Annotated in this window: 21 protein-coding genes; 9 read left to right on the top strand and 12 right to left on the bottom strand. The window is 63.5% G+C overall.

Annotated elements, in window-relative coordinates; genetic code table 11:
- Positions 1-43: 43 nt before the first annotated feature.
- Positions 44-1201, top strand: coding sequence for a hypothetical protein (locus tag JV551A3_RS05110; protein WP_133978390.1), 1158 nt, complete (start codon positions 44-46; stop codon positions 1199-1201).
- A 55-nt stretch (positions 1202-1256) separates the two neighbouring features.
- On the opposite strand, the gene rimI is transcribed toward JV551A3_RS05110, so the two are convergent.
- A complete protein-coding gene (gene rimI / locus JV551A3_RS05105; protein WP_046616794.1) occupies positions 1257-1712 on the bottom strand; it encodes a ribosomal protein S18-alanine N-acetyltransferase in 456 nt (151 codons plus the stop codon).
- Positions 1709-2494, bottom strand: a complete 786-nt coding sequence (locus tag JV551A3_RS05100) for an energy transducer TonB (RefSeq protein ID WP_133970220.1) — start codon at positions 2492-2494, stop codon at positions 1709-1711. The genes rimI and JV551A3_RS05100 overlap by 4 nt, the downstream gene beginning before the upstream one ends.
- A gap of 284 nt (positions 2495-2778) precedes the next feature.
- On the opposite strand from JV551A3_RS05100, the gene mksB reads away from it, so the two are divergent.
- From mksB to mksF, 3 genes are read left to right on the top strand one after another with little or no spacing between them, the layout of a single operon-like run.
- Positions 2779-4068, top strand: a complete 1290-nt coding sequence (gene mksB / locus JV551A3_RS05090; protein WP_112251945.1) for an Mks condensin complex protein MksB — start codon at positions 2779-2781, stop codon at positions 4066-4068.
- Positions 4058-4765 (top strand): Mks condensin complex protein MksE, encoded by a 708-nt coding sequence (gene mksE / locus JV551A3_RS05085; protein ID WP_013970824.1) that lies wholly within the window; start codon positions 4058-4060, stop codon positions 4763-4765. The genes mksB and mksE overlap by 11 nt, the downstream gene beginning before the upstream one ends.
- The gene (gene mksF / locus JV551A3_RS05080; protein ID WP_133978388.1) at positions 4762-7593 is read left to right on the top strand and encodes an Mks condensin complex protein MksF; all 2832 of its coding nucleotides are present in this window, start codon (positions 4762-4764) and stop codon (positions 7591-7593) included. Before mksE ends, mksF begins: the two co-directional genes overlap by 4 nt.
- Before the next feature lie 134 nt (positions 7594-7727).
- On the opposite strand, the gene JV551A3_RS05075 is transcribed toward mksF, so the two are convergent.
- The 5 genes from JV551A3_RS05075 to rplU form a co-directional block, all read right to left on the bottom strand.
- On the bottom strand, positions 7728-8171 hold the full coding sequence (locus tag JV551A3_RS05075) for a CreA family protein (protein WP_166674215.1): 444 nt from the start codon (positions 8169-8171) through the stop codon (positions 7728-7730).
- Positions 8172-8193: 22 nt separating this feature from the next.
- Positions 8194-9312, bottom strand: coding sequence for a glutamate 5-kinase (proB, locus tag JV551A3_RS05070; RefSeq protein ID WP_085601883.1), 1119 nt, complete (start codon positions 9310-9312; stop codon positions 8194-8196).
- Positions 9313-9397: 85 nt separating this feature from the next.
- Positions 9398-10624: an Obg family GTPase CgtA gene (cgtA, locus tag JV551A3_RS05065; RefSeq protein ID WP_112251940.1), complete on the bottom strand. Its 1227-nt coding sequence runs from the start codon at positions 10622-10624 to the stop codon at positions 9398-9400.
- Between the two features lie 188 nt (positions 10625-10812).
- A complete protein-coding gene (gene rpmA, locus JV551A3_RS05060; RefSeq protein ID WP_003247464.1) occupies positions 10813-11070 on the bottom strand; it encodes a 50S ribosomal protein L27 in 258 nt (85 codons plus the stop codon).
- A gap of 38 nt (positions 11071-11108) precedes the next feature.
- Positions 11109-11423, bottom strand: coding sequence for a 50S ribosomal protein L21 (gene rplU / locus JV551A3_RS05055; RefSeq protein WP_003247466.1), 315 nt, complete (start codon positions 11421-11423; stop codon positions 11109-11111).
- 244 nt (positions 11424-11667) lie between these two features.
- Here rplU and JV551A3_RS05050 point away from each other — a divergent pair, with 244 nt between their 5' ends.
- The 3 genes from JV551A3_RS05050 to JV551A3_RS05040 all read left to right on the top strand — a co-directional run bounded on the left by JV551A3_RS05050 (position 11668) and on the right by JV551A3_RS05040 (position 13495).
- Positions 11668-12636: a polyprenyl synthetase family protein gene (locus JV551A3_RS05050; RefSeq protein ID WP_112251939.1), complete on the top strand. Its 969-nt coding sequence runs from the start codon at positions 11668-11670 to the stop codon at positions 12634-12636.
- A 187-nt stretch (positions 12637-12823) separates the two neighbouring features.
- Positions 12824-13165 carry a zinc ribbon domain-containing protein YjdM gene (locus tag JV551A3_RS05045; protein ID WP_016713349.1) on the top strand — a complete coding sequence of 114 codons (342 nt, stop codon included), beginning with the start codon at positions 12824-12826 and terminating at the stop codon, positions 13163-13165.
- An 84-nt stretch (positions 13166-13249) separates the two neighbouring features.
- On the top strand, positions 13250-13495 hold the full coding sequence (locus JV551A3_RS05040) for a PA4570 family protein (RefSeq protein WP_112251938.1): 246 nt from the start codon (positions 13250-13252) through the stop codon (positions 13493-13495).
- 129 nt (positions 13496-13624) lie between these two features.
- Here the strand turns inward: JV551A3_RS05040 and JV551A3_RS05035 are convergent, their stop codons facing one another.
- From JV551A3_RS05035 to JV551A3_RS05015, 5 genes are all read right to left on the bottom strand, one after another.
- A complete protein-coding gene (locus JV551A3_RS05035) occupies positions 13625-14242 on the bottom strand; it encodes an FKBP-type peptidyl-prolyl cis-trans isomerase (RefSeq protein WP_025337633.1) in 618 nt (205 codons plus the stop codon).
- A gap of 85 nt (positions 14243-14327) precedes the next feature.
- Positions 14328-14633 (bottom strand): DUF6482 family protein, encoded by a 306-nt coding sequence (locus JV551A3_RS05030; RefSeq protein ID WP_133970217.1) that lies wholly within the window; start codon positions 14631-14633, stop codon positions 14328-14330.
- Positions 14634-14789: 156 nt separating this feature from the next.
- Complete coding sequence (locus tag JV551A3_RS05025) at positions 14790-15278, bottom strand: TIGR00645 family protein (protein WP_003247486.1); 489 nt, start codon at positions 15276-15278, stop codon at positions 14790-14792.
- A gap of 194 nt (positions 15279-15472) precedes the next feature.
- Positions 15473-15811 carry a PA4575 family protein gene (locus JV551A3_RS05020; RefSeq protein WP_003247487.1) on the bottom strand — a complete coding sequence of 113 codons (339 nt, stop codon included), beginning with the start codon at positions 15809-15811 and terminating at the stop codon, positions 15473-15475.
- 161 nt (positions 15812-15972) lie between these two features.
- Positions 15973-18411 (bottom strand): Lon protease family protein, encoded by a 2439-nt coding sequence (locus tag JV551A3_RS05015; RefSeq protein ID WP_133970216.1) that lies wholly within the window; start codon positions 18409-18411, stop codon positions 15973-15975.
- 253 nt (positions 18412-18664) lie between these two features.
- Between JV551A3_RS05015 and JV551A3_RS05010 the strand changes: the two genes are divergently transcribed.
- Together JV551A3_RS05010 and JV551A3_RS05005 are read left to right on the top strand one after the other, a co-directional pair.
- Positions 18665-19153: a DUF3015 domain-containing protein gene (locus JV551A3_RS05010; protein ID WP_133970215.1), complete on the top strand. Its 489-nt coding sequence runs from the start codon at positions 18665-18667 to the stop codon at positions 19151-19153.
- A gap of 74 nt (positions 19154-19227) precedes the next feature.
- Positions 19228-21081 (top strand): Lnb N-terminal periplasmic domain-containing protein, encoded by a 1854-nt coding sequence (locus JV551A3_RS05005; protein WP_133970214.1) that lies wholly within the window; start codon positions 19228-19230, stop codon positions 21079-21081.
- Positions 21082-21258: the final 177 nt, after the last annotated feature.

Here is a 21258-nt window from a genome sequence, read left to right as displayed (position 1 = left end):
TGCCACGCTGCCGAATACGGCTGCGCCCAACAAGGAGTTAAGCATGCACAAGATGGCATTACCGAGCCTTGCCGCCCTGGCCTTCAGCGGCCTTGCCGCCGCCGATGCGCGAATCGACCTGGGCGACGCCCAGCGCGTCACCCGCCTTTTCGCCTTCCCCAACAACTGCCACGTGATCTGTTATCGCGACTGGACCCTGGAGCAAACCGTAGAACACTACCTGACCCAGAGCGTCCGCCGCGACGGCCATGCCGCGGCCCAGGTGCATGTAAGCCGCGACAACGATCGCCTGCACGCAACCATCAGTGGCGTACCCGCCAACTATGCAAAACCCCTGCGCAAGCTGCTCGACAGCGGCGATCTTGCCTATCAGGCGGCCACCCGGCTGAACGAGGAAGGCAAATGGTCCTATGACTGGTATCTGTTCCTGCCACTGGGTATGGCCCTACAGAATCGCCGCAGCATCGAACTGCTGCACTTCCCGCCGGACTACTCGCTGACCCAGGCCCAGGACTACCTGCGCTCCAACACCACCGACCGCTGGGCGGAGCTTTTGACATTCAACGGCGTTGACGCCGGCCAGACCCCGGCCTACCAGACCATTATCGATATCGCTCCCATCGCCGCCCCCGCCAGCGCGGGTGAAACGCTGAAGGAAACCTACACCTACTTCAAGGACTACCAGGTGCGAATGGTCAGCGAGATGACTCTGCAAAACCCCGCCAGGCCTCTGCCGATGGTGGCATTCGGCGCGCCGGTACGCAGCTGGATCCAGCAGCAGTACGGGCCGCAGGTGAATGTACTGGGCCTGGTCAGCATCAGTCCGCAGCCAGGGGCCAAGGTGCCGGTGCTGGGCGCCAACCACCCCAGCGCCATATGGTATGCGGCGAACAAGGACAGCCACGGTGGCGACCAGGATGCAGCCGACGCTGCCGGGTTGAAGATGATGGGACAAGACCTGACAGCGGCCTGCTGGCAGGCAGGGATGGGGCGCAATCAACGGGCCGATGCCAAGCTGACGCTGGATGCCTGCTCGACCAAGTGGCAGGTTACACAGAAGAAACAGACCTGCGAGCTGTTCTTCCGCACCGTGCGCAAGTACACACCGGAGCAGGCGGCGGCAAAATGCAATACCGGCAGCGTGACCAGAAGCCTGCGCGAGCTGGACAAGCCGGCCGAGGTTCAGCCGCAGGATTTGTGATCGACACACCGGCCCTTTCGCGGGCGTGCCCGCGAAAGGGCCCGTGCAGGCCTGCTCAGTCTTCGAGCAGGGTACAGGCCATCACCAGCGCATCCTCACGGCCGCCGGCAACCGGGTAGTAGTCGCGGCGGCGGCCGATTTCGTTGAAACCGTAGCGCTCGTACAAACGATAGGCCGACTGGTTGCTTGCGCGCACTTCCAGGAAGCACTCGCGGCCATTGAGCTGGTAGGCCCGGGCCATCAGGTGCTCGAGCAGGCGCAGGCCCAGGCCGCGGCCCTGGTTTTCCGGCTTGACGGTGATGTTGAGCAGGTGCGCCTCGTCGATGATCACGTTGATCACGCCATGGCCCACCTGCTGCTGGCCGTCGAACATCAGCCAGACTTCGTACGATTTGAGCGCATCCTGAAAGATCCCGCGGGTCCAGGGATGACTGAACGCGGCATATTCGATCTTAAGTACAGCATCCAGATCCGCCTCGGTCATCGGGCGGAAGCTGATCGAGTCACTCATTCAACGCTCTTCCAGCGCGCCATCAGCTGGCGCATGGCTTTCCAGACGTCCGCCTTGCGCTGCGGCTCGTCCATCAACAGTTCAAGGCCCGGCAAGGCCCAGGCTTCGCCCAGGCCCTCGAGCTTCAGGGTTTGGTAATAGGCTTCGCCGTCGGCGTTGGCGGCAAAGCGCAAAGCTGGCAGGCCGATCAGCCACAGGCAGCTGCACGGGGCCTCTTCCAGGCGCGCCTGGACAAAGCCCTGGACGAAATCGCGCGCGGCCTCCGGGCCCTGGTCCATGTTGCCGCGCACCAGCAGCGGCCAGCGCACCGGCTCGCCGATGATCTGCGGGGCGTCGGGCAGCCCGGCGGCGCGCAGCATGTCCTTGAGCAGCAGGTAGGACGGATCGCGGCTCTGGAACGGTTGGCCGGTGGCCAGCTCCACCAGCAGCAGGCAGCTGCCGGCGCGCAGCAGCTGCAGCGAAAAGCGCGGAGGCGGCACCGGGGCCGGGCGCGGTGGCGCGGCCTGCTCCTCGGCCTCGGCTGGTTTGGTGGCCGGTTTTGGCGCACTGCCCGGGCGCGGAATCTCGATTTTCGGCCGCTCGCCGGAGCGAGCCTGGGGGGCGGCTGGTGCCTCGGTAGCAGCCGGTGCCGGCCTGACGTCGAAATCGAGGTCCTCGACCGGCGCCACCGGCATCAGCAGCTCGGGCCGCGACGGTGCGGCGAACGGCAGCTCGGCGCGCGGCAGCCAGTGCACCACTTGCATGGCGGAAAGGTAGGCGCGGCGACGGGGTTCGGTGAGCAAGAGCGGGTATCCGAGGGGTGGAGACAGTGGGGCATTCTAACGCTGTTGGCATTCTAGTGCCGCAACTGGTCAGCGGATTTTTGTTGTCTGTACCGGCCTCTTCGCGGGTGAACCCGCTCCCACAGGGCCTTGTGCAGTGCCTGTGGGAGCGGGTTCACCCGCGAAGAGGCCAGTGAATCCCCTGCACGGATCAAGGTTATCGCTCATTACAGACCAAGGGGTGAAAACCTCCCCCCCGGATGCAGTACAATCGCCCCCTTTTTCTTGGCAACGAGTCGAAGCCAATGATCGAACCCAAGCGCGTCCTGCGCGCCCTAGCCGAACACTGGGCCCTGATCGAGCCGCTGTGCGAGCGTTTCGACCAGGGCACCCTGAGCCTGGTCGAATTGCGTCAGCATGTGGGCCGCCAGCAGGTCGAGAGCACCCCGCAGGACATCACCCAGCTGCTCGACGTGTGGATCCGTCTGGATATCCTGGTCCCCGTGGCCAAGAGCCCGAACCGTTTCGAGCTCAACGCGCAGATCCATGACTTCCTCGCCTACCTGCGCCGCGAACACCGGCTGGGCCTGTGCCTGGAGATCGAAGCCTACCTGCGCCACCTGGAACGCCTGGCCGGGCATATCCAGGACGCCTTCGACAACCGCGACAGCGACGACCTGGCACGCCAGCTGCGCCTGCTCGACATGCGCGTGCGCGATGTACTGAAGAAGCTCGACAACGACGAGCAGGCACTGGTGGCCGTGGCCGAGCGGGCCAAGACCAGCAACCGCCAGATCCCGCTGCGCCAGCGCTATGCCGAAGTACTGGCGACCTGGGACGAGTACGTCGAGCCGATGATCCAGCTGGTCAACGCCGACGGCGCCTTCGAACAGGGCGTGCGCAAGGTCGAGACCGTGCTGCTGAAGCTGCTGGGCGAACAGGCGCGCCTGGGCCACCTGGTCGACGACGACATGCTGCTGCGCACTCACGCGCGCATCCTGGAAATGCAGACCAGCGCCCAGCTGACCCTGCGTCACGCCCGCGAACTGTTGCTGCCGCTGCGTGAAGAAGCCCGCCGGCACAACGCCGTGACCCGTGGCGCCGCGCTGGCCCTGTCGGTGATCCGGCGCAAGGGCATCGACGCCGTACCGCAAGCGGCCATGCCGATGTTCACCCGCCCGCAAAGCACCTTCCTCGGCAGCGCCAGCCAGGTGGAAGCCTATGTCTACGCCCTGGCCCGCTTCGAGCCCAAGCCGGCGCGCTTCCCCAAGGCCCACAAGACCCAGTCCGGCGCCCTGCCCCGTGCACCGCGTACGGTCAAGGAAATGGCCGAACGCTGCGAACAGGCCCTGCCGCTGCCCGACCTGATGGTCTGGCTGCTGGAGCAGGAACCCGAAGGCGCCACCGACGAGCTGCTGTACTGGTTCTCGCGCCTGTCGCGGGAAAAGCGCTTCAAGCGCGAACGCCTCGACCGCCGCGAGTACATCACCCAGGAACACCTGGTCAGCCTGCGCTCGTTCGCCCTGACCTCCAGCCGCGAAGACGCCGCCAGCGCGCCTACCGAATCCAACGCGAGCCCAGCCCATGCATCTTGATCTTTCCGAACTGTCCCAGCTCGCGCCGATCTTCCGCGAGCTGTTCAAAGGCTTCCACGTCAGCCGCCGCGACCCCGAGCTGTACGCCCAGCTGTCGAACTTCCAGGACCAGTACCGCACCCTGTTCAAGGCCCTGGGCTTCGAACTGGTGTGCGATACCCGTGGCTTCTACTACTTCGTGCCGGACATGACTGCCGCGCAGGTCAACAAGACCGCGCAGCGCCTGTCGCTATTCACCTTCATCCTGGTCGAACACCTGGCCGACCAGGGCCGCGACCCGATGGCCGTGCTCGATGGCGGCAGCATCGGCCGTGACGAACTGCCCTCGCTGCTGGACAAGTACCGCGACCTGTTCCTGCAGGCCGAAGTGCAGACCGTGGACGAGCTGGAAGAAAAAATCCTGCGCCGCATGACCCAGCTAGGCTTCGCCTTCGAGGAAGGCGGCATCTACCGCTTCCTGCCGCCGATGCACCGGTTCCTCGATGTGTGCCTGGCCGTGCAGCAGGACCGCGACCTGGCGGCCACCCTGCACAGCGACCTGCCGCTGCCGACCCCGGTGCTGGTCGAGGAAGAAAGCCCCGAAGAACTCAACCGCACCGACGACCCGCTCGACCTCAGCCCCTTCGAGGGCGAGGAAAGCGAAGAGGAAGCCCTGGCCCGGGCGATCCGCGAAGAGCAACAGGAGATTGACGCATGAGCCAGGAACGCTACGGCATCCGCCGCTTCGCACTGCTCAACACCGCCGGCTACAGCCTTGGCCTGTTCCCGCTGGAGCATCCACTGTCGGTATACGGTGCCAACAACCTGGGTAAATCGGCGTCGATCAACGCCCTGCAGTTCCCGATCCTGGCGCGCATGTCGGACATGAGCTTCGGCAAGTACAGCCTCGAGCAGTCGCGCCGCTTCTACTTCGCCAGCGACACCTCGTACATTCTCTGCGAACTGAGCCTGCCCCACGGCCCGCATGTCATCGGCGTGGTCGGCCGCGGCCCGGGCGGCGGTTTCGGCCACCAGTTCTTTGCCTACAAGGGCGAACTGGACCTGGCCCACTACCAGAAGAACGACACCTGCCTGCGCCAGAAAGAGCTGTTCACCAACCTCGAGCGCCTGGGGATCAAGGCCTACGAGCTGAAGCCGGACGAACTGCGCCGGCTGCTGGTCGGCGGCCACACCTCGGTGCCGCTGGACCTGACCATGATCCCGCTGCGCTCGACCAGCGAGCAAAGCCTGAAAACCTTCCGTGCGCTGTTCATCAACCTGTTGCACATGCGCGAAATCACCGCCGCCAAGCTCAAGCAGCTGTTCCTCGACGCCTTCGAGCACAGCCTGCGCTCCGGCAGCGTCGACTACATCGCCGCCTGCGAGGAAGCCTTCCGCGACGTGCGCCGCATGGAGCAGGACTACAACGCCCTGGTCGCCGCCGGCCCGCTGGTCGAGGCCCTGGCCGGTGGCGTGGCCCAGCGCGACATCTTGCGCGGCAAGCTGCACCGCATTTCGCCAGTGCTCGACACCCTGCTGGGCACCTGGCAGGAATACGCCATGGCGCGCAAGGAAGAGCTGGTGATCCAGGCCGAGCACTACCGTGGCGAGCAGGACCGCCTGCAGAACGACCAGCGCGGCGGCACCCAGGAACTGATGCGCCTGGAGCGTGAAATCACCGGTATCCAGCGCTGGCTGGGCGAGTTGTCGGTGCTCAAGCACCGCTTCGCCCTGGTCGATGACGTCAAGGTGCTGGAGCAGCAACTGCTGGCGGCCAAGGACGCCCACGACGAACTGGCCGGCGCCCTGGCCCAGTCGCGACAGTTCAGCGCCGAAGACCTCGACGAACGCGTCCGCGACCTGGAAAAACGCCTGAAGCAGGTCAAGCAACAGCTCGACCACGCCGACAACAACAGCTACGCCCGCCTGCGCGAAGAGTTCTCGCAGCAGGACGTCGACCGCCTGATGCGCCTGTTCAACGGCGCGCTGTTCAGTCTGCCGCTGGGTGACCGTGGTATCGAACTGGACGACAGCGACCTGTGGGTAAAATCGCTGGAGGCGGTGCTCGACGGCTTCAAGGGCGAACGCTTCGAAGCCCCGGGGTTGTCCATCGACCTGTCGCACATCGACCCGCCAGCACTGCAGGCCCTGGCCGACCGTGCCGCCCTGCGCGACCAGAAAGAGCGCCTGGAAAAGGAGCTCAAGCAGCTCAAGACCCAGCAAGCCGTGGCCGCCGACCGCTCCGCCTCCAAGGCGCAGACCGAAACCCTGTACCAGGAAGTACTGGACGCGCAAAAAGCGCTGGAAGACTTCCGCCGCAGCGAAACCCTGGCCGCCGAAGAGCCCGAGAAGCTGGAGCAGCTGTCGCAGCTCGAAGCCGCCCAGGACGAACTCAAGCGCTCCAGCGACGCCTTCACCGAACGTGTCCAGCAACTGTCGGCCAAGCTGCAGCTGGTCGGCCGGCAGATCGGCGACCTCGAAGCCAAGCAGCGCACCCTGGAAGACGCCCTGCGCCGTCGTCAGCTGTTGCCGGCCGACCTGCCCTACGGCACGCCGTACATGGAAGCCGTCGACGACTCGATGGACAACCTGCTGCCACTGCTCAACGACTACCAGGACAGCTGGCAGGGCCTGCAGCGGGTGGACAACCAGATCGAGGCGCTGTACGCCCAGGTGCGCCTGAAAGGCGTGGCCAAGTTCGACAGCGAAGACGACATGGAGCGCCGCCTGCAACTGCTGGTGAATGCCTATGCGCACCGCACCGACGAAGCCCTGACCTTGGCCAAGGCCCGCCGCGCGGCAGTCACCGACATCGCCCGGACCCTGCGCAACATCCGCAGCGACTACGACAGCCTCGAGCACCAGCTGGCTCTGTTCAACCGCGAGATCAACAAGCGCCAGGTATCCAACCTGGAGAGCTTCCGTGTGGTGCTGGCGCCGAACAAGGAAGCGCTCAAGCACATCGACCAGATCATCCACAGCGCTGGTCAGTACGAAGAAGGCGAAACCCTGTCGGTATTCGACCTGACCCAGAGCGCCGAGCAGGACAACAAGAACGAAGAGGCCAAGGAATACCTGGCACGGCTGGTGGCGGCCAACCACAACCAGCTGGGCCTGAAGGACCTGTTCGAGCTGGCGTTCGAGATCACCAAGGTCAACGGCCAGCCGGTGATCCATGCCGACATCGACGGCGCGGCATCCAACGGCACCACCATGACCATCAAGGCGCTAACCAACATGTACCTGTTGCTGCACCTGATGGACCGCGACCTGGCCGGCCGCATCCGCCTGCCGTACTACCTGGACGAAGCGGCGGACATCGACGAACGCAACCAGGCTGCGCTGCTGGAAACCAGCCTGCAGCTGGGCTTCGTGCCGATCCTGGCGAGCGTGAAGCCGCAGGTGTCGGCGCGTGTGGCGATCGACCTGGAAGGCGGCAGCGGGCCGAATGGCATCTATATCGACGAGGCGGACTGGAAGTTCATCAGCCGTCGGGATGAAGTGAAAGCGATTGTGCGGGAGGATCAGGCCGAGGAATTGGCCTGAGGTAATTGGGGCCGCTTTGCGGCCCATTCGCAGCACAAGGCTGCTCCTACATCGATCGGCGTACGCATACCTTTGTAGGAGCAGCCTTGTGCTGCGAATGGAGGCCAAAGGCCTCCCAAAAATCTACCAGGCGATCAATGCGCCCAAGGCAGAATCGGAATCGCGGTCACCGCATTCTGCGGACTACCTTCAACGATGCGGTCGCTATACACCAGGTACACCAGGGTATTGCGCTTCTTGTCGAGGAAGCGCACCACCTGCATGGTCTTGAACACCAGCGAAGTGCGTTCCTTGAACACTTCCTCGCCATCCTTCAGCTCACCCTTGAAACTGATCGGCCCGACCTGACGGCAGGCAATCGATGCCTCCGCCCGGTCCTCCGCCAGCCCCAACCCACCCTTCACACCGCCCGTCTTGGCCCGCGACAGGTAGCAGGTCACGCCCTCGACCTTGGGGTCGTCGAACGCCTCGACCACAATACGGTCATTCGGCCCGAGGAACTTGAACACGGTGGACACCTGGCCAATTTCCTCGGCCCCGGCCAGCATCGGCAACGCCAGTGCCGCCAGGGCAATCATCCTTTTCAGCACGCGCACGTCCTCAGACCAGAACCAGATTGTCACGGTGCACCAGCTCGGGCTCCGCGATATAGCCCAGGATGCTTTCGATGGCATCGGAAGGCTGGCCGATGATCTTCTGCGCCTCCAGGGCGCTGTAGTTGGCCAGGCCCCGTGCCACTTCAAGGCCGTCCGGGCCGACGCACACCACCATCTCGCCACGACGGAAGCTGCCCTGCACGGTCTTCACGCCAACCGGCAGCAGGCTCTTGTTGGCCTGGCGCAGCGCCTGCACGGCACCGGCATCCAGTACCAGGGTGCCACGGGTCTGCAGGTGGCCAGCCAGCCACTGCTTGCGCGCCGCAAGCATGCCGCGCTCGGGCGACAGCAAGGTACCCAGGCGTTCGCCAGCCTTGAGGCGATCCAGCACGCGCTCGATGCGGCCACCGATGATGATGGTGTGGGCACCGGAACGGGCTGCCAGGCGCGCGGCGCGCAGCTTGGTCTGCATGCCGCCACGGCCCAGGGCACCACCGGTACCGCCGGCTACGGCGTCCAGTGCCGGGTCGTCGGCGCGGGCCTCGTAGATCAGCTGGGCTTCGGGGTTGTTGCGCGGGTCGGCGTCGAACATGCCATCGCGGTCGGTAAGGATCACCAGCAGGTCAGCCTCGACCAGGTTGGCCACCAGCGCCGCCAGGGTGTCGTTGTCGCCGAAGCGGATCTCGTCGGTGACCACGGTATCGTTTTCGTTGATCACCGGCACCACGCCCAGGTCGACCAGCGTGCGCAGGGTGCTGCGGGCGTTCAGGTAGCGCTTGCGGTCGGACAGGTCGTCATGGGTCAGCAGGATCTGCGCGGTGTGCTTGCCGTGCTCGCCGAAGCTCGATTCCCAGGCCTGCACCAGACGCATCTGGCCGATCGAGGCAGCCGCCTGCAGCTCGTTCATCGCACTCGGTCGCGACGTCCAGCCCAGCTGGCTCATGCCGGCAGCCACGGCCCCGGAGGAGACCAGTACCAACTCCACGCCCGCCTCACGCAGCGCAACCATCTGCTCGACCCAAACGGCCATGGCACCGCGATCGAGGCCTTTGCCATCGGCGGTCAGCAGAGCACTGCCAATCTTCACGACCCAGCGCTTGGCGCCCGTCACCTTGCTTCGCATCTTCTTCCAACCTATGTCGAATCTGTAGATACCGTGGATACAAAAACGCCGCTCCAAAGAGCGGCGTTTAGTGTACTGCAACCGGTCAGTCGCGCACGTAAATGATTTCCGGGCCGTCTTCGTCGTCCTCGAAATCATCGTCCCAACCGTCATCGTCGCCGATGTCGTGCACGCTCTTGACGCCGGTACGGCGCAGGGTACGGGCGTCGTCCAGGGCCTGCAGCTGGGCGCGGGCTTCGTCTTCGATGCGCTGGTCGAGATCGGCCAGCTCTTCGGCGTAGGCCGGGTCGTTGGCCAGGCGGTCGGCGCGGTCTTCGAGGTAGCGCATCAGGTCGTGGCTGAGCTTTTCGGTGCCCTGCTTGGAGATGGCCGAGATCACGTAGACCGGGCCTTCCCACTGCAGGCGCTCGACCACTTCCTTGACCCGCTCGTCGCGCTCGTCGTCCATGACCATGTCGGCCTTGTTCAGCACCAGCCAGCGCTCACGCTCGGCCAGCGAAGGGCTGAAGCGGGTCAGCTCGTTGACGATGACTTCGGCGGCATCGGCCGGGCTGCTTTCGTCCAGCGGCGCCATGTCCACCAGGTGCAGCAGCACGCGGGTACGCGCCAGGTGCTTGAGGAAGCGGATACCCAGGCCGGCGCCTTCGGAAGCACCTTCGATCAGGCCGGGGATGTCGGCGATGACGAAGCTCTTCCAGCGGTCGACACTGACAACACCCAGGTTCGGCACCAGGGTGGTGAACGGGTAGTCGGCCACTTTCGGCTTGGCGGCCGAAACCGAGCGAATGAAGGTGCTCTTGCCAGCATTCGGCAGGCCCAGCAGGCCGACGTCGGCCAGCACTTTCATTTCCATCTTCAGGTCGCGCTGCTCACCCGGCTTGCCAGGGGTGGTCTGGCGCGGCGCACGGTTGGTGCTGGACTTGAAACGGGTGTTGCCCAGGCCGTGCCAGCCGCCCTGGGCGACCATCAGCTTCTGGCCCGGGGTAACCAGGTCACCGATCACTTCCTGGGTGGAGGCGTCGATCACGGTCGTACCGACCGGCACACGCAGGAACAGGTCTTCGCCCTTCTTGCCGGTGCAGTCGGTGCTGCCACCGTTGGCGCCACGCTGGGCCTCGTGGTGACGGGTGTAGCGATAGTCGACCAGGGTGTTGAGGTTTTCGTCGGCGATCATGTACACCGAACCACCGTCGCCACCGTCACCACCGTTGGGGCCACCGTTCTCGATGAACTTCTCACGACGGAAGCTCATGCAACCGTTGCCGCCGTCACCGGCCTTGACCCGAATGGATACTTCGTCAACAAACTTCATTAAAACCGCCTCTCGTCGGTAGACGAGCTGAATGACTCAAAAACATGAGGCTCTTGCAAAAATGAGCGCGGCGGCCCCGTACGACCGTAGAAACTCACGCCGGCAGCCCATACAAACAGCTTTGCAAGAGGCTCACCACAAACGAAAAAGCCCCGTCGCGTGACGGGGCTTCTGGAGCGACGTCGCGATTAAGCGGCGACGATGCTCACGTAACGGCGCATGAACTCGCCTTTCTTCTCGAACTTGATCACGCCTTCGATCTTGGCGAACAAGGTGTGATCCTTGCCCATGCCAACGCCGTAGCCAGCGTGGAATTCGGTGCCGCGCTGACGGACGATGATGTTGCCTGGCTTGATAACCTGGCCGCCATACATCTTCACGCCAAGGCGTTTCGATTCTGAGTCGCGACCGTTACGAGTACTACCACCAGCCTTCTTGTGAGCCATGGTTCAATTCTCCAAATAAATTCAGGGGATCTAGGGGATTAAGCCTGGATGCCGGTGATTTTGATCTCGGTGAACCACTGGCGGTGGCCCATACGCTTCATGTGGTGCTTACGACGACGGAACTTGATGATGCGAACCTTGTCGTGGCGGCCTTGCGATACGACTTCGGCCACTACTTTAGCGCCAGCAACAACTGGAGCACCGATGGTGACTTCTTCACCGTTGGCGACCAGCAGGACGCGATCGAAGGTCACGGATTCGCCAGTGGCGACTTCCAGTTTTTCGATCTTGAGGAATTCACCTTCAGCGACTTTGTACTGCTTGCCGCCGGTAACGATTACTGCGTAAGACATGGTATTTCTCCGATAATCCTGCTCACCCAGCGCTTTATATGATGAGTATTGGCTGGCATGGCTGCACAGGGCTGGAACGGCCCGGCGCAATTGCGTAAGGCAGGTGCTGCCCAGGAAGTTAGGGTGCGCGATTGTACGCAACCGCGGTTTTGCTTGCAAGTACCGCCCCCGGCGCGCTGGCACCGCGCCTTGACACACCGGGACCCGCGACCTAGCATGCCGCGCAACCTCACTGGAGCAGCCGATGCAACCCCAATCCTTCTACCGCGCGGTGGCTGATGATTTCAGCGCCGTCGACGAGATCATCAAGAAGCAGCTGACCTCGCGCGTGCCGCTGGTATCGAAGATCGGCGACTATATCACGTCCGCCGGTGGCAAGCGCCTGCGCCCCCTGCTGGTGCTGCTGTGTGGCAAGGCCCTGGGCCGCGAAGGCGACGACCTGCGCCTGCTGGCTGCCACCATCGAATTCCTGCACACCGCTACCCTGCTGCACGACGACGTGGTCGACATGTCCGGCATGCGCCGTGGCCGCTCCACCGCCAATGCCCTGTGGGGCAACGCACCGAGCGTGCTGGTGGGCGACTTCCTCTATTCGCGCTCGTTCGAAATGATGGTCGAACTGGGCTCGATGCCGGTCATGCAGATCCTGTCCAAGGCCACCCGCGTGATTGCCGAGGGTGAAGTGCTGCAGCTGTCGCGGGTACGCGATGCCAGCACCACCGAGGAAGTCTACATGGAGGTCATCCGCGGCAAGACCGCGATGCTGTTCGAGGCCTCGACCCACAGCGCCGCCGCGCTGGCCGAGGCAACCGACGAACAGCGCGAGGCCCTGCGCACCTTTGGCGACCACCTGGGCGTGGCGTTCCAGCTGGTCGACGACCTGCTGGACTACAAGGGCGACTCGCAGACCCTGGGCAAGAACGTCGGTGACGACCTGGCCGAAGGCAAGCCCACCCTGCCGCTGATCTACACCATGCGCGAAGGCACTGCCGAACAGGCTGCGCTGGTGCGCCAGGCCATTCAGAAAGGTGGCCTGGAAGACCTGGAGCAGATTCGCGTGGCGGTAGAAGAGTCGGGTGCGCTGAAGTACACGGCGGAGCTGGCGCGTGACTATGTGAAGCGTGCCATCGCCTGCCTGGAAGTGCTGCCGGCAAGCGAATACCGGGATGCGCTGGTCGAGCTGAGCGAGTTTGCTGTCGCGCGTACTCACTGATAGACCGAGTCGCCTTCATTCGCGGGTAAACCCGCTCCCACAGGGATATCGCAGGGCTCCAGGCCTATGTTGTACCTGTGGGAGCGGGTTTACCCGCGAAGCTTTTGTCCGGACATAATCACTTTCGCAGAAATACCTTTTACAATTCGGGTTTTCAACCGCCCGTCTGTTTGTTTGAGGAACCGAAGTGAGCACTCTGCCACCCTGCCCGAAATGCAACTCCGAATACACCTATGAGGATGGCACTCAGCTGATCTGCCCTGAATGCGCCCACGAGTGGTCGGCCAGCGGTGACACCGAAGCGGCCAGCGACGAGGTGGTGAAGAAGGACTCGGTCGGCAACATCCTGCAGGATGGCGACACCGTCACCGTGATCAAGGACCTCAAGGTCAAGGGCTCGTCCCTGGTGGTCAAGGTCGGTACCAAGGTCAAGAACATCCGCCTGTGCGACGGCGACCACGACATCGACTGCAAGATCGACGGCATCGGCGCCATGAAGCTGAAGTCCGAATTCGTACGTAAGGTCTGATTTTTCAGAAAACCACCAATTGGCGCTTGCTATTCAGATAATAAGAATTATTCTCATTGGGACTGCTATCCAAGGAGAATAGCCATGACTTATCTGATCGACGCCTGGCTGGACCGCCCTCACCCCTACCTGCGCATTCTTCATCGGGAAACCGGTGAAGTGTGCGCGGTGCTTGAAGAAGAAGCGCTCGACGAGCTGCGTGACCTGGGCGACCTGGACATGAGCGGGCTGAATTCGAGTGAACCGGGGGTGCTCAAGGAGCTGGTGCGGAATCTGTTTCTGTTCTGCTATGCGCGGGCATTGCGCCCCGGGGGAACAGATTGGAACTAACGGCGAGGGCTTCGCCCTCGTTCGCAGCACAAGGCTGCTCCTACAGGGGTACGCATATCCCAGGAAAACGCGTACCCCTGTAGGAGCGGCCTTGTGCCGCGAATGGGCCGCAAAGCGGCCCCAGCGGCATTACAGAACGTCGAGCAGCTCGACGTCGAACACCAGCACGCTGTGCGGCGGGATGCTGCCAACGCCTTGGGCGCCGTAGGCCAGCTCGCTCGGCACGTACAGGCGCCATTTGCTGCCAGCGTTCATCAGCTGCAGGGCTTCGGTCCAGCCAGCGATCACACCACCTACCGGGAATTCAGCCGGCTGACCACGGTCGTAGGAGCTGTCGAACACAGTGCCGTCGATCAGGGTGCCGTGGTAGTGGGTGCGCACGTTGTCTTCGCGGGTCGGCTTGGCGCCTTCGCCAGCGGTCAGTACTTCGAACTGCAGGCCCGAAGCCAGGGTGGTGATGCCGTCACGCTTGGCGTTCTCGACCAGGAATGCCTTGCCAGCGGCAGCAGCGGCTTCAGCCTTGGCGGCTGCTTCGGCTTGCATCACATCGCGAATGACCTTGAAGCTGGCCGACAGGTCGGCTTCGCTGACGCGGCTGTCGGCGCCGTTGAAGGCGTCGGTCAGGCCGGCCAGGATGGCTTCCAGGCTGACGCCTGGTGGCGGGTTGTCGCGCAGCTGGCCGCCCAGCTGACGGCCGATGCCGTAGCTGACGCGAGTTTCGTCGGTGGACAGGTTGAGTTCGGACATTGTCGTGCTCCACTGCAGGGCGCAGTGAAGCCGCGCCCTTGATGAAAAGGGCGAGCAGCCTAGCATACTGGGGCGCTGCGAGCAGCTACCAGGCCGAGCGCTGGGAAATCGGCACCTTCAAGTCTTCTTCCGGGTGCGTGCCCATCCCGCACATTTCGTCCTGCACCGACCAGTGCACCAGGTTCATCGAGACCATGGGGATGGTTTGCAGCAACTTGCGCGTATCCTCCACCGAGTGCACGCGCAGGCGTTCACCACGGGGGTCTGAGAGGGGGTGGGCGTGGCCTTTGATCCGGGCCTCGAGCAGGTAGTCACCGCCTTCGATGGCGATCAGGTTCAGTTCGTCGACATGGCCAGCCCTGGCCTCGGTGTTGAGCTGATGCAGGTTCATGAAAGCACCTCGCGATGAGAACCACGCATGAGAGCTCATTTTTTGTACAGAATGGACGAATGCACAAGGCATGACTGACGCCGCTCGTCAGGTGGACCGTACCGGCCTCTTCGCGGGCTGCCCGCTCCCACAGGGATTGCGAAGAGGCCTGAAGGCTCAGTGCTTGGTCAGCTTGTCCAGGTAGCCCATGCAGAATGCCGAGACCACGAAGGTCATGTGGATGATCACGTACCACATCAGGTAATCGGTGGAGATGTTCTGTGCATCCATGAACACCCGCAGCAGGTGGATGGACGAGATGGCCACGATCGACGCGGCAACCTTCATCTTCAACGACGAAGAGTCCATCTTGCCCAGCCAGTTGAGCTTTTCCTTGCTCTCGTCGATGTCCAGTTGCGAGACGAAGTTCTCGTAGCCGGAGATCATCACCATCACCAGCAGGCCGCCCACCAGGGACATGTCGATCAGCGACAGGATCACCAGGATCAGGTCGGCTTCGCTGAGGGCGAAGACGTTGGGCAGGACGTGAACCACTTCCTGGAAGAATTTCAGCGCCAGGGCCAGCAGGCCGAGGGACAGGCCGAAATAGATGGGGGCGAGCAGCCAGCGCGAGGCATACATCGCGTTTTCGAGGATACGTTCCATGGAGTGTCGGGACTCATCAGGTGACTAAAAAAGCGACGGCGAGTATAGCCAGCCACCTGTTACAGCAAAAGCCCGGTGAAATGGGGGCTGCTTTGCAGCCCATCGCGACACAAGGCCGCTCCTACAAGAGATCGCGGTCCCTTGTAGGAGCGGCCTTGTGTCGCGATGGGCCGCAAAGCGGCCCCCGGCCTCAATCAGGTCTCAGGATGAAACTGGTAATCCCCCAGGTTCCGACACCGCTCCCCGTTGATCCGCCGCAACTGCGCCTGCAAATGCAAACACCAGATCTGCGGATCCTCGGCCACCTGATAGCCATGCAAGGTCAGGCTGTCGACAATGGCATTGAGCACCGATTCGGCCACCAGCGGCCCATGGAACGGCCCTTGTGCCTTGATCGCGGAGGGTTGTTCACCGGCCATGCCGGCGGCGAACAGCAGCGTCCACATACCGTTGTCCCCGGCCAGCGGACGGATGCTGCATTCGATGCGGGTCACCAGGCCCAGGCACTGGCGTGTGAGGCTGAGATTGCGCATGGCCGCGCCCCCTCCAATAAGCCTTGTTCAGCCTGAACCTCAGGCTGTTTCCATCCTGAACGCTGATACCGTCCTTAAGTTCCAGCATAGAAGAACGGTATAGAAAGATGGAAAACCGGCGCTGAACGGTAGCACATCGCCGCCAGCGCCGGTTTATTGACTCAGGCCGGCTTGGCCTGGGCTATCACCTCTTCCAGGCGTTCTTTCTCCGCCTTCTCGATTTCTTCCTCGCCGATCATCTCGGCGATCTCACGCAGGCGCTCAACCACCCGGGCGTTGACGCTGCCTTCGGTGAACTGGCCCTTGTCATCCAGCACACCGGCCTCCTCGCCCACCAGCAGGCTCAACGCCTCGTCGGCCTGGCTGACCGCGTACACGTGGAACATGCCGTTCTCCACCGCCTGCAGCACGCGCTCGTCGAGCATCAGCGTGGCAACGTTGGCACGCGGGATGATCACCCCTTGCTCGCCGGTCAGGCCACGCGCCTCGCACAGGCGGAAGAAACCTTCGATCTTCTCGTTGACCCCGCCCACTGCCTGCACTTCACCAAACTGGTTGATCGAGCCGGTGATGGCGAAGCACTGTTTGAGCGGCGTGCGCGACAAGGCCGAGATCAGTGTGCAGGCTTCACCCAGCGAGGCGCTGTCACCATCCACATAGCCGTAGGACTGTTCCAGGGCGATGCTCGCCGAGATCGCCAGCGGGAACTCCTGGGCATAGCGGCTGCCCAGGTAGCCGGTGAGGATCATCACACCCTTGGAGTGGATCGGCTGGCCGAGGTTGACCTCACGCTCGATGTCGACGATACCGCTGCCACCCGGGTACACGGTGGCGGAGATACGCGCCGGCATGCCGAACGCCGAATCGCCCACTTCCAGCACGGTCAGGCCGTTGCACTTGCCGATGGCCGCGCCTTCGGTGTCGATCAGGATGATGCCGGCGAGCATGTCGTCCAGCACCCGCTGCGAAACACGCCCGGTGCGGGTGGCCTTGGCCTTGAGCGCACGCTCGATATGCCCGGCGTCTGTCATTTCGTCACTGGCCAGCTGGCGGATGAAATCGGCTTCGCTGACCAGCTGGAACAGGTCGCCGATACGTGCCGACAGGCGCGACTGGTTTTCGGCCAGGCGGGCACTGTAGGTGGCCAGGCGCGCCACCGCGTCGCTGGTCAACGGCGCCATGCCTTCTTCGTTGGTGCGGGTGCGCAACAGCTGGGCGAACTGCTCCAGGTTCTCGTCGACCATGGGCATGTCTTCGTCGAAGTCCACCAGTACCCGGAACATCTCCTGGAAGTCCGGGTCGTGGTCCTGCAGCGCGTAGTACAGCTGGCGCGAACCGATGATGACCAGCTTGATGTTCAGCGGGATCATCTGCGGCGTCAGGCTGACGGTGGCGACCCGGCCCAGCTCGCCAAGCGGCGATTCCATCTTCAGCTTGCGCGATTGCAGCGCGCGCTTGAGCGCGTCCCAGACGAACGGCTCGCCCAGCATCTTCTCGGCTTCGAGGATCAGGAAGCCGCCATTGGCGCGGTGCAGCGCGCCCGGGCGCAGCTGGCGGTACGAGGTGTACAGCGCACCCTGGTCGGTGCTGTATTCGATACGGCCGAACAGGTTGTCGTAGGTCGGGTGCGGCTCGAATACCACCGGTGCACCGCCGTCGGCGTGGTGGCCGACCACCAGGCTTGGGGCGTACTGCTCTTCCAGCAGCTTGCGCGCGGCAGCGTCGGTCTTGCTGTCTTCGACCAGTTGCTCGACCACGGTACGCAGCAGGTTCAGCTGCACCGACTGCAGGTAGGCGCAGACGGCAGCGTTCTCGGCGTACTTCTCCGACAGCGGCGCCAGCAATGGCTGCAGGGCCAGGGTGATGGTTTCTTCGTTGAGCTGGCGCAGCTGGTTGTTCGACTCGCGTTTCCACTGCGGCAGGCTGGCCAGCTCTTCGTTCAGGCGTTCCTCGAGCAGGGCGATATCTTCGTGGAACTGCTCGCGCACCTCTTCCGGCAACTGGGCGAATTCGGCTTCATCCAGCGCCTTGCCGTCGGCCATCGGGGTGAAGGCAACGTTGCTGGCGTCGCGGTACAGGGCCACGTCCTTTTCCAGCGAGGCGCGCTCGATCACATCCAGGGCGCGGTCGTAACGCTGGTTGAAGGCGCGGTCGATGGCGCCTTTCTTCTGCTGGTACGACGGGTGCTCGAACACCGCCGGGAAGGTCGACAAGAGGTTGTCGATCAGCCCGTTCATGTCGGCGATGAACGCCCCGGCGCTGCCGGATGGCAATTCCAGCGCACGTGGTTCGCGGGTGTCGTCGAAGTGATTGACGTAGACCCAGTCGGAAGGGGTTTGCTGGCGCTTGCCCTCGGCCTTGAGGTAGCGCTTGACGAACGAGAAACGGCCGGTGCCGGGCTCGCCCATCACATACACGTTGTAACCAGGGCGCGGCATTGCCACGCCGAACTGCAGGGCCTCGACAGCACGTTCCTGGCCCAGGACTCCGCGAAACGGCTCCAGATCGTCGGTATGGGTAAAGGCAAACTGCTCGGGGGAGAAACGCCGGGTCAGGGCTTCGGGCGCGAGACGCAGGCGCGCAGCGACAGGATCGGGCATTGGGTTTCCTTACTTCGGCGGGGCAGATACGCAGCATTCTGGCGCTGCCCGCGCGCGCCTTGCAAGGCTCCGCAGGACTTTATGTCGCAGCCGAAGCGGGTCATGGAACAGCAAATTTTTCGCAATCAACAACGCAACCTTTAGATCGTGCCTAAACTCCAAGCTGCGCGGGTGGGTGAAAAGCTTTCCCGACCTGGCAACCGAGTTGCCAGAAACCCTGACCCTTGGTTAAGTCAAATAGAGAACAAATGCTATGAAACGGATTCTTCTGGGTACTCTGTTCACCGTGGTCTCACTCAATGCCATGGCCGAAGCGCCAGGCGGCCCGAACTGCGGCTGGGGCAACATGCTGTTCGAAGGCCAGCGCGGCACTCCGGCACACTTCCTGGCTTCCACCACCAACGGCACGTCCGGTAACGCCACCTTCGGCATGACCTCCGGCACCAACGGCTGCTCGACCAGGGCGTCGCTGACCTATGGCGGCAAGTCCTGGTTCGCCATGAACGGCATGATGAACGAACTGTCCGAAGACATGGCCATGGGCCAGGGTGAGGCGCTGACCACCTATGCCGTGGTCCTCGGTGTGGCTCCGGAAGACCGTGGCTACTTCGCTTCGGTCACCCACCAGCACTTCAACCAGATCTTCAGCAGCGCCGACGTCACTGCCGAAACCGTCCACAGCAACACCCTGGCCGTTCTGAAGAACGACCCACGCCTGGCCAAATACGCTACCGAGGCCTGAGTGCAGCTGCTCCCGCCCCGACCCCGGGGCGGGTTTCGCCTTTTTTCGGCATCATCAAGAAGTAGTTGCCCGATATGCTCAAACGCTTCGCTGCCCTGGCGCTGTGTGCCTGCGCCCCTGTTCATGCCGCGCCCGTGCTGGACCAAGGCCGTGTCCAGCAACTGGCCAACACCCCTTACTGGATTGCCCTGGGCCATTACGAAACCGCCAAGCTGGGTGGCTGGCGCAGCTATGTGGACGATGATGCGTTCTTCCTTGCCGAGGACGGCGCGCACCACCCCGACCAGGAGCTGCAAGCCACGGTCGAAGCGCTGTACGCCCCGGCCAACCTCGGCGACAAGCATGCCCAGTGCGTGTTCCCGGCACGCACCCGCTGGCTGCGCGAACAGCTCGACCTGCAGGATTTGCCGCAACCGGATTGCCAGGAATTCACCACCTGGTACCAGTCGATCGACCCGCACAGTGCGGCGCTGATCTTCCCGGCGGCCTACCTGAACAGCCCGTCATCGATGTTCGGCCACACCTTGCTGCGCATCGACCAGTCCAACACCCGCAGCGACGACACCACGCTGCTGAGCTACGCGATCAACTTCGGCGCCTACATCGAAGGCAGCGACAACAGCATCCTGTATGCCTGGAAAGGCCTGATGGGCGGCTACCCGGGCCTGTTCGCGCTGATGCCCTACCAGGAAAAACTGTCCGAATACCGCAGCCTGGAAAACCGCGACCTGTGGGAGTACCAGCTGGACCTGACCCCGGAAGAAACCGGGCGCATGGTCGAACACGTGTGGGAGCTGAAGCAGATCCAGTTCGACTACTTCTTCTTCGACGAGAACTGCTCGTATCGCCTGCTGGAACTGCTGCAGGTGGCCCGCCCGAGCCTGGACCTGACGTCGCAGTTCCCGCTGACCGCCATCCCGACCGACACGGTGAAGGCCGTGAAGCAGTCCGGCATGGTCGCCAGCGAGACGTACCGCCCCTCTCGCGAACGCGAACTGCTGGCCCGTGCCGAGCCGCTCGATCACGGCGAAAAGCGCCAGGTGCTGGCTGTAAGCGCCGACACCGCGCAACTGCAGAGCCCCGAATTCAAGGCCCTCCCCCGCCAGCGCCAGGCGCTGGTGCAGGATGCCGCGTACCGCCTGGAGCGTTACCGCGCCAATGGCCAGGAGCGCGACCCTGGGCAGGCCAAGCGCAGTTTCGACCTGTTGCGGGCAATCAACAGCAACCCGCCACCGCCCCTGCAGATCGAGCGCCCGGGCCTACCCGAGGACGGCCACGACTCGCGCACCTGGCAGCTGGGCGTGGGCACCCGCGAAGATCGCGCCTACGCCGAGTACGGCCTGCGCATGGCCTACCACGACCTGAATGACAACGCCTACGGCTTTCCGCTGGGTGCGCAGATCGAGATCCTGCAGCTGAAGCTGCGCCAGTACGAAGGCAATGACTGGCAGGTACAGCGCCTGGACCTGGCCACCATTCGCTCGCTGACGCCGCGCAACGAGCTGCTCAGGCCTTGGTCGTGGCAGGTGGCCGGCGGGCTGGAGCGCGTGCCGGGCAAGCATGATGACGAAGTGCTGGTGAGCCATGTGAACGGCGGGGCGGGCGGCACCTGGCAACTGGCCGACGGGTTGCTGGGCTTTGCCCTGGGCACGGTGCGGGTCGAGCACCACAATGATTTTGCCCGGTTCATCGCCCCGGCGGCGGGCTTCAATGGCGGGCTGCTGTGGCGCAACGGGCTGGGTAACATGACGCTTGAGGCCAAGGGCGATTATTTCGCCAATGGCGAGGTGCGGCGCAGTGTGAGCCTGAACCAGCAGTGGGAGATCAGCCAGAACCTGGGCGTTCGGTTGAGTGCTTCGCGGGAGTTCAGCCACCTGGCTACGGCGCAGAACGAGGTGATGCTTGAGCTGAAGTGGTACCACTACTGAAGCGGACTTTGTGGGAGCGGCCTTGCGTCGCGAAAGGGGTGCGAAGCGCCCCCAGATTGTTGCGCTCATGCAGAATTGCCGGGGCCGCTTTGCGGCCCTTTCGCGACGCAAGGCCGCTCCCACAAATGACAGCATCAAGGCTGACCTGTGTGAACCAACCGAGTCTTTGACACTGTT

Origin of the sequence: Pseudomonas inefficax (assembly GCF_900277125.1) — a bacterium.
Taxonomy (GTDB): Bacteria; Pseudomonadota; Gammaproteobacteria; order Pseudomonadales; family Pseudomonadaceae; genus Aquipseudomonas; species Aquipseudomonas inefficax.
Note: the sequence above shows the minus strand (reverse complement) of the source record. Positions and strands in the feature narration are given on the sequence as shown.

Excerpts from the sequence above, each read along its gene's own strand:
- JV551A3_RS05110 (WP_133978390.1), top strand. The coding sequence starts at position 44 with ATGCACAAGATGGCATTACCGAGCCTTGCCGCCCTGGCCTTCAGCGGC.
- rimI (WP_046616794.1), bottom strand. The coding sequence starts at position 1,712 with ATGAGTGACTCGATCAGCTTCCGCCCGATGACCGAGGCGGATCTGGAT.
- mksB (WP_112251945.1), top strand. The coding sequence starts at position 2,779 with ATGATCGAACCCAAGCGCGTCCTGCGCGCCCTAGCCGAACACTGGGCC.
- mksE (WP_013970824.1), top strand. The coding sequence starts at position 4,058 with ATGCATCTTGATCTTTCCGAACTGTCCCAGCTCGCGCCGATCTTCCGC.
- mksF (WP_133978388.1), top strand. The coding sequence starts at position 4,762 with ATGAGCCAGGAACGCTACGGCATCCGCCGCTTCGCACTGCTCAACACC.
- JV551A3_RS05075 (WP_166674215.1), bottom strand. The coding sequence starts at position 8,171 with ATGATTGCCCTGGCGGCACTGGCGTTGCCGATGCTGGCCGGGGCCGAG.
- proB (WP_085601883.1), bottom strand. The coding sequence starts at position 9,312 with ATGCGAAGCAAGGTGACGGGCGCCAAGCGCTGGGTCGTGAAGATTGGC.
- cgtA (WP_112251940.1), bottom strand. The coding sequence starts at position 10,624 with ATGAAGTTTGTTGACGAAGTATCCATTCGGGTCAAGGCCGGTGACGGC.
- rpmA (WP_003247464.1), bottom strand. The coding sequence starts at position 11,070 with ATGGCTCACAAGAAGGCTGGTGGTAGTACTCGTAACGGTCGCGACTCA.
- rplU (WP_003247466.1), bottom strand. The coding sequence starts at position 11,423 with ATGTCTTACGCAGTAATCGTTACCGGCGGCAAGCAGTACAAAGTCGCT.
- JV551A3_RS05050 (WP_112251939.1), top strand. The coding sequence starts at position 11,668 with ATGCAACCCCAATCCTTCTACCGCGCGGTGGCTGATGATTTCAGCGCC.
- JV551A3_RS05040 (WP_112251938.1), top strand. The coding sequence starts at position 13,250 with ATGACTTATCTGATCGACGCCTGGCTGGACCGCCCTCACCCCTACCTG.
- JV551A3_RS05035 (WP_025337633.1), bottom strand. The coding sequence starts at position 14,242 with ATGTCCGAACTCAACCTGTCCACCGACGAAACTCGCGTCAGCTACGGC.
- JV551A3_RS05030 (WP_133970217.1), bottom strand. The coding sequence starts at position 14,633 with ATGAACCTGCATCAGCTCAACACCGAGGCCAGGGCTGGCCATGTCGAC.
- JV551A3_RS05025 (WP_003247486.1), bottom strand. The coding sequence starts at position 15,278 with ATGGAACGTATCCTCGAAAACGCGATGTATGCCTCGCGCTGGCTGCTC.
- JV551A3_RS05020 (WP_003247487.1), bottom strand. The coding sequence starts at position 15,811 with ATGCGCAATCTCAGCCTCACACGCCAGTGCCTGGGCCTGGTGACCCGC.
- JV551A3_RS05015 (WP_133970216.1), bottom strand. The coding sequence starts at position 18,411 with ATGCCCGATCCTGTCGCTGCGCGCCTGCGTCTCGCGCCCGAAGCCCTG.
- JV551A3_RS05010 (WP_133970215.1), top strand. The coding sequence starts at position 18,665 with ATGAAACGGATTCTTCTGGGTACTCTGTTCACCGTGGTCTCACTCAAT.
- JV551A3_RS05005 (WP_133970214.1), top strand. The coding sequence starts at position 19,228 with ATGCTCAAACGCTTCGCTGCCCTGGCGCTGTGTGCCTGCGCCCCTGTT.